Source organism: Brevundimonas sp. (assembly GCF_041648615.1).
Taxonomy (GTDB): Bacteria; Pseudomonadota; Alphaproteobacteria; order Caulobacterales; family Caulobacteraceae; genus Brevundimonas.
This window is the reverse complement of record NZ_JBAZOS010000002.1, coordinates 14,022-28,279: the sequence shown is the minus strand read 5'-3', so window position 1 is coordinate 28,279 and position 14,258 is coordinate 14,022. Positions and strand designations below refer to the sequence as shown.

At 70.2% G+C, this 14,258-nt stretch carries 11 protein-coding genes; 7 read left to right on the top strand and 4 right to left on the bottom strand.

All coding sequences use genetic code 11. From position 1 onward, the window contains the following. Nucleotides 1–44 precede the first annotated feature (44 nt). A complete protein-coding gene (locus WC555_RS01465; RefSeq protein ID WP_373250512.1) occupies nt 45–695 on the top strand; it encodes a glutathione S-transferase in 651 nt (216 codons plus the stop codon). A 187-nt stretch (nt 696–882) separates the two neighbouring features. Here the strand turns inward: WC555_RS01465 and WC555_RS01460 are convergent, their stop codons facing one another. Then, nucleotides 883–2,562 (bottom strand): lytic transglycosylase domain-containing protein, encoded by a 1,680-nt coding sequence (locus WC555_RS01460; RefSeq protein WP_373250511.1) that lies wholly within the window; start codon nt 2,560–2,562, stop codon nt 883–885. A gap of 158 nt (nt 2,563–2,720) precedes the next feature. Beyond that, nucleotides 2,721–3,509 carry a uracil-DNA glycosylase family protein gene (locus WC555_RS01455; protein ID WP_373250510.1) on the bottom strand — a complete coding sequence of 263 codons (789 nt, stop codon included), beginning with the start codon at nt 3,507–3,509 and terminating at the stop codon, nt 2,721–2,723. Between the two features lie 199 nt (nt 3,510–3,708). Between WC555_RS01455 and WC555_RS01450 the strand changes: the two genes are divergently transcribed. The 4 genes from WC555_RS01450 to WC555_RS01435 are packed head-to-tail and all read left to right on the top strand — an operon-like array spanning nt 3,709 to nt 9,089. Continuing rightward, a complete protein-coding gene (locus WC555_RS01450) occupies nt 3,709–5,355 on the top strand; it encodes an electron transfer flavoprotein-ubiquinone oxidoreductase (RefSeq protein ID WP_373250770.1) in 1,647 nt (548 codons plus the stop codon). Between the two features lie 56 nt (nt 5,356–5,411). Beyond that, on the top strand, nt 5,412–7,238 hold the full coding sequence (locus WC555_RS01445) for a tetratricopeptide repeat protein (RefSeq protein ID WP_373250508.1): 1,827 nt from the start codon (nt 5,412–5,414) through the stop codon (nt 7,236–7,238). 3 nt (nt 7,239–7,241) lie between these two features. Further along, nucleotides 7,242–8,105 (top strand): 4-(cytidine 5'-diphospho)-2-C-methyl-D-erythritol kinase, encoded by an 864-nt coding sequence (locus WC555_RS01440; RefSeq protein ID WP_373250506.1) that lies wholly within the window; start codon nt 7,242–7,244, stop codon nt 8,103–8,105. Nucleotides 8,106–8,165: 60 nt separating this feature from the next. After that, nucleotides 8,166–9,089: a hypothetical protein gene (locus tag WC555_RS01435; protein WP_373250504.1), complete on the top strand. Its 924-nt coding sequence runs from the start codon at nt 8,166–8,168 to the stop codon at nt 9,087–9,089. Here the strand turns inward: WC555_RS01435 and WC555_RS01430 are convergent. Further along, nucleotides 9,086–9,823, bottom strand: coding sequence for a polysaccharide deacetylase family protein (locus WC555_RS01430; RefSeq protein WP_373250503.1), 738 nt, complete (start codon nt 9,821–9,823; stop codon nt 9,086–9,088). The genes WC555_RS01435 and WC555_RS01430 overlap by 4 nt on opposite strands. A gap of 116 nt (nt 9,824–9,939) precedes the next feature. On the opposite strand from WC555_RS01430, the gene WC555_RS01425 reads away from it, so the two are divergent. Both WC555_RS01425 and glyS read left to right on the top strand, forming a co-directional pair. Continuing rightward, a complete protein-coding gene (locus tag WC555_RS01425) occupies nt 9,940–10,836 on the top strand; it encodes a glycine--tRNA ligase subunit alpha (protein WP_373250501.1) in 897 nt (298 codons plus the stop codon). Further along, complete coding sequence (gene glyS / locus WC555_RS01420; protein ID WP_373250500.1) at nt 10,836–12,899, top strand: glycine--tRNA ligase subunit beta; 2,064 nt, start codon at nt 10,836–10,838, stop codon at nt 12,897–12,899. The genes WC555_RS01425 and glyS overlap by 1 nt, the downstream gene beginning before the upstream one ends. A gap of 367 nt (nt 12,900–13,266) precedes the next feature. On the opposite strand, the gene WC555_RS01415 is transcribed toward glyS, so the two are convergent. After that, complete coding sequence (locus tag WC555_RS01415; RefSeq protein WP_373250498.1) at nt 13,267–14,256, bottom strand: glycerophosphodiester phosphodiesterase family protein; 990 nt, start codon at nt 14,254–14,256, stop codon at nt 13,267–13,269. Nucleotides 14,257–14,258 lie beyond the last annotated feature (2 nt).

The window sequence follows — 14,258 nt, the reverse complement described above, 5'->3', positions numbered from 1 at the left end:
GCGCCGGCCGTATTGCATTGAGGCTGCATCGCTGGAGGGGCCTCATGGAACTGATCATCGGACCGCGTCTGTATTCGACCTGGTCGCTGCGGCCCTGGCTGGTGCTGAAGCGCTGCAGGGCGGACTTCACCGTGCGCGAGATCGACATCTATTCGCCCGACGGCCAGGCCGAGCTCGAGCGCATCTCGCCGTCCCGTCTTGTCCCGCTGCTGAAGGTGGAGGGAGAGACCATCTGGGACTCCATGGCCATCTCGGTCTGGTGCGCCGAACGCTATCCCGAGGCCCGGCTTTGGCCCGCCGACGCCCACGCCCGCTGGCTGGCCCGCTCGGCGGCCTGCGAGATGCACGGAGGCTTCATGGCTCTGCGCACCGAATGCGGCATGGGCCCCGACCACACCATGGTCGGCCCGGACCGCGCGCCGGCGCCGACGGGCGAGGCCGTCACGAAGGACATCCGCCGCATCGTCGCCCTTTGGCGCGAGATGCGGACCCGGTTCGGCGAGGGCGGGCCGTATCTGTTCGGCGAATGGTCGGTCCCCGACGCCTTCTTCACCCCGGTGGCGGCGCGTTTCCGGCATTTCCGGATCGATCTGGCCGCCCACGGCGACGACGGGACCGCGGCCGCCTACCGCGACGCCCTGCTGGCCCAGCCCGACTTCCTGGAATGGTCGGCCGAGGCGCTGGCGAACCATTAACCGATCCGCGGAACCGGGCTTTAAGACAACGGCGGTATTTTCTCCCTGCACGAACGCCAGCGCGTTCAGGGGTCGCCATGTCCATGCCCGTCGAACAGCCCGGAACACGTCGTCCCAGCCTGATGGTCTATGGGCTGATGATCGTGATCGCCTGCTGTCTGCCGGCGCTGCTGCTGGTCAGCGTGATCTAGTTGGTTCCGGCCGTCGTGGAGGCCGAGGCCAGATCAATCGCCTGCACCGGAGCCGGAGTCGGCGGCGGCGGCGCGACATAGTCCAGAGCCAGCGGAATCCGCGTCGCCCCTGACGCCACGGCGTCCAGGGTATGCAGCGGACGGCCGTTCATGCGCTGGTAGATCCAGTAGGCCGCCACGACCTTTTCGACATATTCGCGGGCCTGGGGCACGTCGATGGTCTCAATCAGCAGCAGCGGGTCGGCGTCCTGGCCCAGTTTGCGCACGGCCATGACCATCGGGCCCGGCCCGGCGTTGTACGAGGCCGCCGCGCGCAGCAGGTCGCCGTTGATGGCCGGCAGGGCCAGCACGCGGTTCAGATAGGCCTGACCCAGCCGCGCATTGACGTTGGGCTGGAACAGTCGCTCGGGCTCGCTGATGAAGCCGCGGTCGCCGGTCAGTTCAGCCGCCGTCGTCGGCATCACCTGCATCAGGCCATAGGCCCCGGCGCCCGAGCGGGCCCGGGCGTTGAAATCGGTCTCCTTGCGGGCGACCGCATAGACCAGCGAGCGTTCGACCGTGAACCCGCCGTCCGGCTCGATTACCGGCTGGGGGTAGCGGTCGGCGTCCACCCGGCGCACGTCGTCGCCCGATCCCGTCACCCGCGGCCCGAGCGCCCGGCCCAGGGCGGCCCAGAGCTGGCGGCCCTTGTCGGTGGCCGCGGCGCGGAAGCCGGTCTTCAACTCATCGCGCGCGTCGGTGCGGCGGCCGATCTCGAAGAAGGCCACCGTGCGCCGGGCGCGCGGTTCGTTGCGCACGAACTCTTCCAGCTCGTCCGCGTCGACGCCGATCGGCTCGTCCGGCTGGTAGGCGGTGCGCTGCAGGGCGGGCGCGCCATAGGGAACGGGTCCCATGTTCTCGATCGTCGGCGCCTCGCCCAGCTGGTGCAGGGCGATCTGGCCATAGAAGGTCGCCGGCCAGGCCGCGGCGCGGCGCAGCAGGGGCTGGACCCGGTCCTGCTGGCCCGACCGGCCGGCCGACCGCGCGGCCCAGAAGGCGGCGCCGGAACGGACCCAGCCGTCCTCGGTCGGATCGTCCAGCACGCGCTCGAAGGCGACCTTGGCCTGGCCGAACTCGCCCAGCCGGTACTGGGCCAGACCGACCGTCCACCAATCCCCGAGCTGGTCGCCGAGGGCGACGGCGCCGGTCAGGTCGTCGCGATTGAGGGCCACCCGGGCGGCCTTCATCGGATCGCCCTCGGTGTTGCCGCCGGCGGCCGCGATGCTGTTCCAGTTGCGGCCGCCGCCCATGCGGGACGGCTGCCGGGGCTCCGGGGCGCCGTCCGGACGGCGCCGCATGGCGAGGGTCCAGGCGCGTTCGGCGGACGGCAGGTCGGCGTATTCCGCCAGCCAGGCCGAAAGTTCCTCATAGGTGGCGGTGTAGTCTGCGTGGAACAGGCGTTCGAACTCGACCTGGCCCAGCAGGACGCGGTCGTTGGCCTGACGCGCGGACGCGCGGGCTGCGTCCAGATCGCCGCGGCGGAGGGCGTCGAAGGCGGTGGTGTAGCTCAGGCGATCCGCGGCGCTCAGGGCCGTGGGTGCGCGCCGGACTTCCTCGGTCCGGCCGGCGGTCGCCATGGCGCAGAACGCCAGGGCCAACGTCGGCGCGATGAACGCACGGCGGAAATCAAACTGCACTGAGGCGGCCCCCTTGAAGCGTTCAGCAAGCCCGTCTCGACCCGGGCCGGTTCGCGCTGTTCGTTCGGTCGTCAGGCACAAAGGGCGCCACCGCGCCCGGCCCATGTCAAGATTTCTCCCCATTTTGGGGCAGTTTTGAGTCTGAAGGATGAACGGGCTCAGTTATCCGTGTCCAGCCGGGCCGCCAGCGACAGGATGTCCGCCCAGGCCTGACGCTTGGCCATCGGCTGACGCAGCAGGAAGGCCGGGTGCAGCGTGGGCAGCACCGGGGCCGAGACCGCGCCCTCGGGCAACCGCCAGTCCCGCCACTGACCCCGCAGCCGCATGATGCCCTCGTCCGTGCCCAGCACCGACCTGGCCGCCGCGGCGCCCAGCAGCAGCACCGCCCTCGGCTTCAGCAGGGCGAAGGCCCGCTCCACGAACGGCGCGCAGACGGCCTGTTCGGCCGGCGTCGGCGTGCGGTTGCCCGGCGGCCGCCAGAAGACGGTGTTGGTGATGAACACCCGGCCTTCCAGCCCGGCCTCGGCCAGCATCCGGTCCAGCAGCTTGCCCGCCTTGCCGACGAAGGGTCGCCCCTGCTGGTCCTCTTCCGCGCCCGGACCCTCGCCGATGATCATCACCGGCGCCTCGGGGTTTCCGCGGCTGAACACCGATTGCGTGGCTCCCATGCCCCTCAGCGAACAGCCTTCGAAAGCCGCGATCGCCTGACCCAGGGCCTCAAGCGTACCGGCGCCGGCGGCCAGCCGGCGCGCCTCGGACAGGGCGTCCCCGGCGTGGGGGGCGACGACGACCGAGGCCGTGGCCTTCGCCACCGCCTTGACGGCGGGCGGCGGGATGACATGGGTGCGGTCGACCGGAGCGTCCTCGAAACAGGCGTCGACCCCCGCGTCGCGCCAGAAGGCGAGCAGGCTTTCGGTCGCGGCGGCGGCGAGGGGCTGGGTGATCATGACGGTCCGCACAGGGATAGTCCTTGACCACCCTTGCGTCACCTTCCGATAAGCGGAAAACACCGGACCCCACCGACGACGAGGAAATCAGGGCATGGCCGAGGATGCGATCGAGGGCGGCGCGACAAACGCCTGGCAGGAAGCCGTGATCGACAAACTGCCGCCCGCCGAGGCCCTGGCCGGGGTCGAGCGCGAGGTCATGGAATACGACGTCGTCATCGTCGGCGGCGGCCCCGCCGGTCTGTCGGCCGCCATCCGTCTGAAGCAGCGGGCCGCGAAGGACGGAAAGGACATCACCGTCGCCGTGCTGGAGAAATCGGCCGAGATCGGCGGCCATATCCTGTCCGGCGCGGTCATCGACCCCCGCGCCCTGACCGAACTCTTCCCCGACTGGAAGGAACGCGGCGCGCCGCTGGAGACGCCGGTCACCGAGGACCGGTTCATGGTGCTGGGGCCGATGGGACAGGTCTCCCTGCCCATGCCCCTGCTGCCGCCGGTGATGCACAACGACGGCTGCTACATCGCCTCCCTCGGCAATCTGGCGCGCTGGCTGGGCGAGCAGGCGGAAGGCCTGGGCGTCGAGGTCTATCCCGGCATGGCCGCCAGCCATGTGGTCTGGGACGAACCGACGGGCCGCGTGAAGGGCGTCGTCGCCGGCGTCTTCGGCATCGACCGCCACGGCAGGCCCACCGACGACTTCCAGCCCGGCATCGAACTGCACGGCAAATACGTCTTCATCGCCGAGGGCGTGCGCGGCTCGCTGGCCAAGACCGTCATGGCGCGCCACAACCTGTGCGACACGGCCCAGCCGCAGAAATTCGGCATCGGCCTCAAGGAGTTGTGGCAGGTCCCGGCGGAGAAGCACCGCCCTGGCCTGGCCCAGCACACCACCGGCTGGCCGCTGGACGAATTCACCGGCGGCGGCAGCTTCATGTATCATTTCGGTGATCGCTACGTGGCCATCGGCTACGTCGTGCACCTGAACTACAAGAACCCCTTCCTGTCGCCGTTCGACGAGTTCCAGCGCTTCAAGCACCACCCCGCGATCAGCGAGCATCTGGAGGGCGGGACCCGCATCTCCTACGGCGCGCGCGCCATCACCGAGGGCGGCTTCCAGTCGGTGCCGAAGCTCAGCTTCCCCGGCGGCGTCCTGATCGGCTGTTCGGCCGGCTTCGTGAACGTGCCGCGCATCAAGGGCAGCCACAATGCGATGAAGACCGGCATGCTGGCCGCCGACGCTGCCTATGACGCGGTCGTGGCCGGACGCTCGGGCGATCAGCTGGTCGAATACCAGACGGCCTATGAGGCCAGCTGGGTCTACAAGGAGCTGAAGCAGGTCCGGAACGCCAAGCCCTATCTGTCGAAATTCGGCACGACCCTCGGCGGGGCGCTGGGGCTGTTCGACATGTGGGTCTCGTCCCTGCTCGGCGTGAACCTGCCGTGGACCCTGAAACACGGCAAGACCGACGCCGCCTCGACCGAAAAAGCCGCGAAGCACAAGCCGATCGCCTATCCGAAGCCCGACGGAAAGCTGTCGTTCGATAAGCTGTCCTCGGTCTTCGTCTCCAACACCAACCACGCCGAGGAACAGCCGGCCCACCTGAAGCTGCTGGATCCCTCGGTCCCGATCCGGGTGAACCTTCCGCTGTATGGCGAGCCGGCGCGGCTCTACTGCCCCGCGGGCGTCTATGAGGTGCTGTACGACGAGGCCGGGAACAATCCGCGCTTCCAGATCAACGCCCAGAACTGCGTCCACTGCAAAACCTGCGACATCAAGGACCCGTCCCAGAACATCGTCTGGACCACGCCCGAAGGCGGCGGCGGCCCCAACTACCCGAATATGTGACAGAGGCGATGCGAGGGGGCCTTGTCGTCGCCGCATAATGCGGTGAGGGTTCCGTCATGCGCATTTCTCGTTTCGCCCTTCTGCTGACCGGTTGCGCCCTGACGGCGCTGTCTTCGCCTGCCTGGGCTCAGGATCCCCCGATCGGAATCCCTGCGCCGGTCGAGGCCGTCCCCGTTCCGCAGTCGCCCGCGATCATCGTCGAGGTCCCGCCGGAAGCCGCGCCGGCGGTCGAACCCCCGGCGCCGCCCATCCCTGCGGTCTGGGCCCCCGTGCCCGTCGACGCCGCGGGCCAGTCCGCCTACGGCCTCTATCTGGCCGGACGCCTCGCCAGCATTCGCGGCGACCGCGCGGCGGGCTCGGAGTTCCTGACGGAAGCCCACGCCCTCGCCCCGGAACAGCCGGTGCTTGGCGAAGAGGCGTTCCGCTCGGGCCTGTTCTCCGGCGATCTCGGCGCCGTGGCGCGCCTGACGTCCACCGTTTCTGACACGCCGCAATTGGCCGAGGTCGGCCGCCTCATCGAGGTCGTGGAGAACCTGCGGTCCGGAAACGCCCGTCAAAGCCTCGCCCTGTTGACCGACGCCCCGTTCGAGATCTTCAGCCCGGCGGCCCGCTATCTGACCCCGACCATCGCCGCCGCCGCGGACGACTGGGATACGGCGCTGAAGGTCGTGGACGCGCCGCCTGCCGACCCCGCCGGCCTGATCCTGCATCAGCAGCGCGCCAGTCTGCTGGAAAGCCGCCGCCGCTTCGCCGAGGCTGAGGCCGAATACAAGATTCTGATGGCGGCTCCCGCGGGCGCCATGCTGTTCGCCCTGGACTACGCCGGGTTTCTCGAACGGCAGGGGTGCCGGGACGAGGCGCTGGCGATCTACGAAGCCGCACTGTCGGGCGGCAATCCGGACTCCGAGGCGCTCACCGGTCGCGCCCGGGTGCTGGGTCGGGGCCGTCCTCCCGCGGCCGCCGACGCGCTGGAGCGCGCGTCGGACGCGCTCGTCTTCGCCGCCCTGCAGACCACCGCGGGTGAAAACCATGAGGTGTCGGCGATCTATCTGCGTCTCGCCGACAACCTGCACCCCGACGATCTGACCGTCCTGCAGCTGGGGCAGGCCCTCAGCAATGGCCGCCAGCCCCTGCTGGCCCAGGAAGCGTTTTCGCGCGTCGGCCGGACCGATCTCATCACCTATGCGCGGGCCCAGGTCGGGCTGGCCATGGCTCTGGGCGCCGGGGGCGACGATGCCGCCGCGCTGGAGGCCTTCAGGCGTGCGGACACGGCCGCTCAGAACCAGGCCGCCTTCGCCTACGCCCTGGCCGCCCATCTCCAGGGCATGGGCCGGCACGCGGAGGTGCTGGAGATCCTCAACCGGCCGACCATCAACGTCGCCGCCCAACCCCCCGAGTTCCGCTTCCTGCGGGGCGCGGCGCTGGAGAATCTGGGCCGGATCGACGAGGCCGAGGCCGAGCTCTGGGCCGCCCTGCAGGCCCAGCCCGATGACCCGACCATCCTGAACTATCTCGGCTATCTGTGGGTCGACAGCGGCCGTCGCGTGGCCGAGGGCGCCCAGATGTTGGCCCGCGCCCACGCGGCCCGGCCTGAGGACGGCAACATCCAGGACTCGCTGGGCTGGGCCCAGTTCCGTCAGGGACAGTACGACATCGCCGTCCAGACCCTGGAAGAGGCCGTCGGCAAGGAGCCGGGCAACGCCGAGATCGTCGATCACCTCGGCGACGCCTACTGGCAGGTCGGACGCCGCCGCGAGGCTGAATGGCAGTGGAACCGGGTGCTGACGCTCGAGCCGGACGCCGAGCGCCGCAGCGAGGTGGAGCAGAAGCTGGTCCGCGGCCTGACCGAGCCCGCGTCCGTGGCCGGCGGCGGCCAGCCCTGAGGCATGACGCCGGCCCTTCTCGCGCCCGCCAAGGTCAATCTGTTCCTGCACGTCGGGCCGGTGGAGGCGGACGGCTATCACCCGCTCGCCAGCCTCGTGGCGTTCGCCGACATCGGCGACGGGGTTGCGGTTGAGTCGGCGGAGCGGCTGTCCCTGACGGTGACCGGCCCCTTCGGCCGAGTCCTGTCCGGCGATGACGACAATCTCATCCTCAAGGCCTTGCGGGCCATGGGCCGGGCGACCGGCGCGGGAGACCCGCCTGTCTCCGTCGCACTGGACAAGCGGCTGCCCATCGCCGCCGGCCTCGGCGGGGGCTCGTCCGACGCCGGGGCCGCGCTGAAAGGCGCCCGTGATTTGCTGGGTCTGACGCTCGACGACGCGGCCCTGGCCGATATCGCGGCCGGAATCGGCGCCGACGGGCCCATGTGCCTGCACGCCCGCGCCGCCTGGGCCGAGGGCCGGGGCGACCGGCTGACGTTCGAGCCGCGCCTGCCGCCCCTCCCGGCCCTGCTGGTGAACCCCGGCGTCCCGTCGCCCACGGGGCCCGTCTATCGCGCCTTTGACGAAGGGCGGGGCGGGTCGGCCGATCGCCCCGGGCCGCCCGACGACTGGAGCCTGTCCGCGGTCATCGACTGGCTGGCGGTTCAGCGAAACGATCTCGAAGCGCCGGCGGTCTCGCTCGAACCGGTCATCGGCGAAACGCTGGCGGAGACGGCGCGCCTGCCCGGCGTACGGCTGGTCCGGATGTCGGGCTCCGGGGCCACGGTCTTCGCCCTGTTCGACACCCCGGATCAGGCTGACGAGGCGGCCCGTCGCCTGGCGATGACCCATCCCCGGTGGTGGATCGCCCCGGCGACCCTCCGCTGAGGCTGGCGGCGCCGCTCCGGCCTTAACCGTCGGACAACCGCTGTTTGCTATCCTGCGGTCATGGAAACGCTCACCCAGTCCCGGATCGCCGCCTTCGAGGCCGTGCTAGCCCGGGTCCCGGCGGAAGATCGCGCCCGGCTCCACGCGCTCAAGGCCGCCGCCGCCGCGGCCGCCGAAGCCTCCGCCCCGCATTGGGATTTCGACCAGCCCGGCCATCGCGCCGAGGAGGCCCTGGTCCAGGCCTTCGGCTCCGCCCTGACCGACGACCACCGCCGCGCCCTGATCGCGCTCTGGGCGCTGGAAATGCCGGCGCGGGTCCCCGCCGCCGATCTGCCGCCCGCCGTGCTGGAGCTCTATCCGGAGTGGATCCAGCGTCTCGCCGACTTCCTGACCGCCGCCGCCGATCCCTATGACCGCGACTACTGGGCCAAGGACGTGCGCATCTCACTGGTCCTCAGCGTGCCCGGCGCCCGCACCCAGATGATCGACCTGTCCTCGCCCATGGGGCCGGGCCAGGTGCTGCGCCACGCCCGCGAGGGCTGGGGCTGGTCGGTGATCCCCGCCTACGCCGCCGCCCAGGCCTGGAAGCCGTGGCTGGAGGTGCATACCGAGGCCCGCGAACTGTCCGATTTCAACGAGGCGGGCTGGGACCGCGCCTGGGCCACGGCCGCCGAAATCTGCAAGCGCCGCCCGGAGATGGCCGGCATGCTGGGCTCCAGCTGGTTCTACGATCCGCCGCTGGAGCAGATCAGCCCGCGCCTCGCCTATCTGCGGGTCAATCCGCTGAAACACGGCGCCTTCCTGCTGCATCAGGGCCCCGGCGAGATCCACACCCAACGCGCCGCGACCAGTTCCCCGACCCGCGCCGCCCTGATCGAAAAGGGCGAGTACGTCGCCCGTTCGTGGATCGTGGCCTGGCCCCGCGCAGCCCTGATCAGATGGGCGGATGCGCGCAAGGCGTCGGGGCTGGCCGAAGCGGCCTAGGATCTCACGACGTCCCACGCCGCCGCCACCGGCAGCACCTCCAGCCCGGCCGCCTTCGCCGCGCGCAGCACCCGGTCCAGATCGTCCGGCGTGCAGCCATAGTCCGTCGGCCGGTCGCTGACGTCGTGGCCATAAGCCGTCAGCCAGCCCTTCGACGCCGCCGTCTCCGCCATCAGCGCCTCGAGGTCGTAGCCGGGCAGACGCCGGCTCTCCAGCCCGATGCTCTTGATCAGGGCGCGGTCCTCGCGCCCCGCATTGACCCCGTCGCGCACCCCGCGCGCCATGGCGAACCGTTCGCGCACCACCCGCTTGGCCCCCAGGGTCGCGTCCCCGAACGGCCAGGCGAAGGTCGTCATCCGGTATCCGTCCAGCCGCTCGCCCACCCAGGCCGAATTGGCGTCCAGGCTCAGCCGGAGCGCCTCCGCGTCCATCCGCAGCGCGCTGGTGTGGCCGAAGGTATGGCAGCCGACCTCGTGCCCCGCTTCATGCAGCGCCTGCAGATGCCGCACCTCGAACTGGTCGCGGTCCATGTTGCGCCCGCCCGCCAGGCCGCCGCAGACATAGTAGGTGGCCCTGACCCCGTGCTGCGCCAGCACCGGCCCCGCCTCGGTCCAGGCGGTGGCGGGAATGTCGTCGAAGCTCAGCGAAAACACCCCGCGCGGCGAGGCGATCGTCACCGCGTCGATGTCGAGATACCGCGCGGCGCGCCGGCGCATCTGGTCGATGAACTTCATGCCCGCCTTATGGGCCCGCGTCGCTTAAGGATCGCTGAAACCCCCGCTCGCCTTGCCCGGCGAGGGGCGCCCGTCTAGGGTCCGCGCCTCTCATTTTGCGACTGCGAACAGCCTCCTTGTCCAGCACCACCGCCGAACCGCTCGCCTTCCAGGACCTGATCCTGACGCTCCACAAATACTGGGGGGATCAGGGCTGCGCCATTCTCCAGCCCTATGACATCGAGGTCGGCGCCGGCACCCTGCACCCCGCCACCGTGCTGCGCGCCCTCGGCCCGCGCCCGTGGAAGGCCGCCTATGTCCAGCCCAGCCGCCGGCCCGGCGATGGCCGCTACGGCGAGAATCCCAATAGATTACAGCACTATTACCAGTATCAGGTCATTCTGAAGCCGAACCCCGATAACCTGCAGGCCCTCTATCTCGGCTCGCTGGCCGCCATCGGCATCGATCCCAAGCTGCACGACATCCGCTTCGTCGAGGACGACTGGGAGAACCCCACCGTCGGGGCCTGGGGTCTGGGCTGGGAGGTCTGGTGCGACGGCATGGAGGTGACCCAGTTCACCTATTTCCAGGGCGTCGGCGGCATCGAGGTCGATGTGGTCTCGGGCGAGCTGACCTACGGTCTCGAGCGTCTGGCCATGTACGTCCAGGGCGTCGACAACGTCTACGACCTGAAGTTCACCAGGGAGGGCCTGACCTATGGCGAGGTCTTCCTCGAGAACGAGCGCCAGCAGTCGGAAGCGAATTTCCACGGCTATGACGTCGATGGCCTGAAACGCCGGTTCGAGGACATGGTCGCCGAGGTCACGCGCTTCCTCGCCATGAAGGGCCCGCAGGACCAGGCCCTGGTCCTTCCCGCCTACGACCAGGTCCTGAAGGCCTCGCACCTCTTCAACCTGATGGACGCCCGCGGCGCCATCGCCGTCGCCGAACGCCAGAGCTACATCGGCCGCATCCGCGATCTCTGTAAGGCCTGCGCGACCGAATGGGTCGAGCAGGAAAGGGGGCGCGCATAATGGCCCAGCTCCTTCTCGAACTGTTCTCGGAAGAGATCCCCGCCCGCATGCAGCAGGGCGCCGCGCGCGACCTCGAACGCATGGCCGCCGAGCGGCTCAAGGCGGCCGGGCTGACGTATGACGCCCTGACGACCTTCGCCGGTCCGCGCCGCCTGACCCTCGTGGTCGAGGGCCTGCCGGCCGCCACCCCCGACCGGGAAGAGGAGCTGAAAGGCCCCCGCACCTCGGCGCCCGAACAGGCGCTGGACGGCTTCCTGCGCAAGACCGGCCTGTCGAAGGACCAGCTGAGCGAACGCGACGGCGTCTGGTTCGCGGTTCTCAGCCAGCAGGGCCAGCCCACCACCGCCCTGATCCCCGACATGGTCGATGGCATCGTGCGCGGCTTCCCCTGGCCCAAGTCGATGCGCTGGGGCTCCGGCACCCTGCGCTGGATCCGGCCGCTGAAGCGGATCCTCGCCTTGTTCGACGGCCATGTGGTGCCGTTCGAGATCGACGGGGTCTCCTCGGGCGACCTGACCGAGGGGCACCGCTTCCTCGGTTGCGGCCGCCCGTTCGCGGTCAAGGATTTCGCCGACTACCGGGCGAAGCTGGAAAGCGACTTCGTGCTTCTGGACGTCGCCGACCGCAAGCTGCGCATCCTCGACGGCGCCACGGCGGCCTGCTCCGCCAGGGGTCTGGCCCTGGTCGACGACGACGGCCTGCTGGACGAGGTCGCGGGCCTGGCCGAATGTCCGACGCCGATCCTGGGCGACATGGACCCGCGCTTCCTGACCCTGCCGCCGGAGGTGATCCGGCTGTCGATGAAGGTCCACCAGAAATATTTCGCCGTCCGCGATCCGGCGGTCCACGGCCTCGCCCCGCATTTCGTCGTGGTCGCCAATATCGAGGCGTCAGACGGCGGCGCGGCGCTGGCCGCCGGCAACAGCCGGGTTCTTTCGGCCCGTCTCGACGACGCCCGCTTCTTCTGGGACGAGGACCTGAAGACCGGCTTCGAGGCCTGGTCGAAAAAGCTGGAAGGCGTCACCTTCCACGCCAAACTGGGAACGTTGGCGGAGCGCGTCGAACGCATCGCCGCCCTCGCCCGCGAGATCGCCCCGCTGGTCGGCGCGGATCCGGATCAGGCCGAACAGGCCGCGCGTCTGGCCAAGGCCGACCTGTCCTCCGCCATGGTCGGCGAGTTCCCGGAACTGCAGGGCGTCATGGGCGGCTACTACGCCCGCGCCTTCGGCCACCCGGAGGCCGTCGCCGACGCCGTCCGCGACCACTACAAGCCGCAGGGGCCGGCGGACTCCGTGCCGACGGCGCCGCTGACGGTGACCGTGGCCCTGGCGGACAAGCTCGACACCCTCGTCGGCTTCTTCGCCATCGACGAAAAGCCGACCGGCTCGAAGGACCCGTTCGCGTTGAGACGGGCGGCGCTGGGGATAATTCGGATCATTCTGGAAAACGGCATTCGTATCCATGTGCAGGGTGCCGCAATGGACGCTTGGTCCGTGCGGTGGTTCCAGCAGAACCATGACGGACATTCCGTTGATGTCCTGCCGTTCTTCGCCGACCGCCTGAAGGTCCTCCTCCGCGACCAGGGCAAGCGCCACGACCTCGTCGACGCCGTCTTCGCCCCCATTGACGGCAAGGCCGACGACGACCTCGTCCGCATCGTGCGGCGGGTCGAGGCCCTCGACGCCTTCCTCGCCACGGACGACGGGGCCAATCTGCTGGCCGGCTACAAGCGGGCGTCCAACATCCTCAAGGCCGAGGAGAAGAAGGGCCCCGTCCCGACCGGCATGGTCGAGACCGGCCTGTCCGACCAGCCCGAGGCCGAGACGACCCTGGCCTTCGCCACGGCCGCCGCCGCGACCGCCGTCGACGCGGCCCTCGAAACCGAGGACTTCGCCGGCGCCATGCGTGCGCTCAGCCAGCTGCGCGCGCCGGTCGACGCCTTCTTCGACACGGTGATGGTCAACTCCGAGGTGGCGGCCGAGCGCGACAACCGGCTGAAGCTGCTGGGACAGGTGCGCGCGGTCATGGGCCGGGTGGCGGACTTCGGACAGATCGCGGGCTGATTTCCGACCCCGCTCCAAGGGGAGGGGGTCAGAGTCTCTGTTCGTCCGAAAAATGCGAAAACCGCTACTTTCGACCCTTTGAGGACACGCACGTCGGCGCGTCCGGGTGTGTCGCCGCGCCTGGGCGGTCGCGGCTGAGGCTCAATTGTCAAAGACCACGCGGCGGTTCGGGGACCGACGCGGGGTATTTTACGACGGCTGGAAAGGGCGCCAGGAAGAAAATTTCGCCGGGGGGCGGGAAGGGCGAATTCCGGGGGCGGGAAGGGCGGCCTGTCCGGGGCGAGAGTCCCGATCCGGGCCAGAGCCGCCGTGGCTAACCCTCAATCCGTGCATCCCCGCCTTCGCGGGGATGCACGGATTGAGGGGGTCAGTCCCCGGCCAGCCCCGGCTGGTCCATGAAGGCCGCGTCCAGCCCGTAGTCGGCGAACCGCGCCAGCCGCTCCCGCAGCCGCCCGTGCGCCGCCGGCGCGTCGCCGAGCCGGTCGCCCCCGGGCAGGAAGGCGTTCTCGGCGCGGAAGGTCCAGGCGGCGACCTTCAGGCCCGCGGCGTGGGCGTCGGCGATCAGGCTCGTCGGCGCGCCCGGCGTCGGTTCGATCAGGGCCGTGTCGGCGCCGATCCAGTCGGCCCAGGCCGCGACCCCGGTCAGACCCTCGGGCGTCGTCATGGCGGCGTAGCTCAACTCCGGCCGGTCGAACGGCCCGCCCGAGGCGGCGACCAGCTGCAGCAGGGGCGTGGCGATCCGGGTCCGCAGGCGTTGCAGCGGCCCGACCTCGAAACACTGGACGATCACCGGGGCGTCCGCGCCGGTCAGCCCCCGACGTTCCAGCACGGCGACGAAGGCGTCCTCCATCGGCAGCCCCAGGGCGGCGAAATAGGTCGGATGCTTGAGCTCCGGCGCCACGCCGACGCCCGCGCTCGCGGCGATATCCAGCACCTCCTCGAAGGTCAGGATCGGCTCCCGACCGTCCCAGGCGGTGTTGGCGGGCCGCAACTCCGGCAGGCGTTCGCGGGCGCGCAGGGTCTTGAGTTCGGCGAGGGTGAAGTCCTCGGCGAACCAGCCGGTCATGCGCTCGCCGTCGACGGTCTTCGTCGCGCGGCGACCGGCGAACTCGGGGCGGGCGGCGACGTCGGTCGTCCCGCCGATCTCGTTCTCGTGGCGCACGATCAGGACGCCGTCGCGGCTCATCACCAGATCGGGCTCGATGAAATCCGCGCCGTGTTCGATGGCCCGTCCATAGGCCGCGCGCGTGTGCTCGGGCCGTTCGCCCGAGGCCCCGCGATGGGCGATGATCAACGGATGGGCCAGCACCGGGCTCCCGGTCAGGAGGAGGATCGCCGTGAGAATGAGCCGGATCATGC

Excerpts from the sequence above, each read along its gene's own strand:
- WC555_RS01465 (WP_373250512.1), top strand. The coding sequence starts at position 45 with ATGGAACTGATCATCGGACCGCGTCTGTATTCGACCTGGTCGCTGCGG.
- WC555_RS01455 (WP_373250510.1), bottom strand. The coding sequence starts at position 3,509 with ATGATCACCCAGCCCCTCGCCGCCGCCGCGACCGAAAGCCTGCTCGCC.
- WC555_RS01450 (WP_373250770.1), top strand. The coding sequence starts at position 3,709 with ATGGAATACGACGTCGTCATCGTCGGCGGCGGCCCCGCCGGTCTGTCG.
- WC555_RS01445 (WP_373250508.1), top strand. The coding sequence starts at position 5,412 with ATGCGCATTTCTCGTTTCGCCCTTCTGCTGACCGGTTGCGCCCTGACG.
- WC555_RS01440 (WP_373250506.1), top strand. The coding sequence starts at position 7,242 with ATGACGCCGGCCCTTCTCGCGCCCGCCAAGGTCAATCTGTTCCTGCAC.
- WC555_RS01435 (WP_373250504.1), top strand. The coding sequence starts at position 8,166 with ATGGAAACGCTCACCCAGTCCCGGATCGCCGCCTTCGAGGCCGTGCTA.
- WC555_RS01430 (WP_373250503.1), bottom strand. The coding sequence starts at position 9,823 with ATGAAGTTCATCGACCAGATGCGCCGGCGCGCCGCGCGGTATCTCGAC.
- glyS (WP_373250500.1), top strand. The coding sequence starts at position 10,836 with ATGGCCCAGCTCCTTCTCGAACTGTTCTCGGAAGAGATCCCCGCCCGC.
- WC555_RS01415 (WP_373250498.1), bottom strand. The coding sequence starts at position 14,256 with ATGATCCGGCTCATTCTCACGGCGATCCTCCTCCTGACCGGGAGCCCG.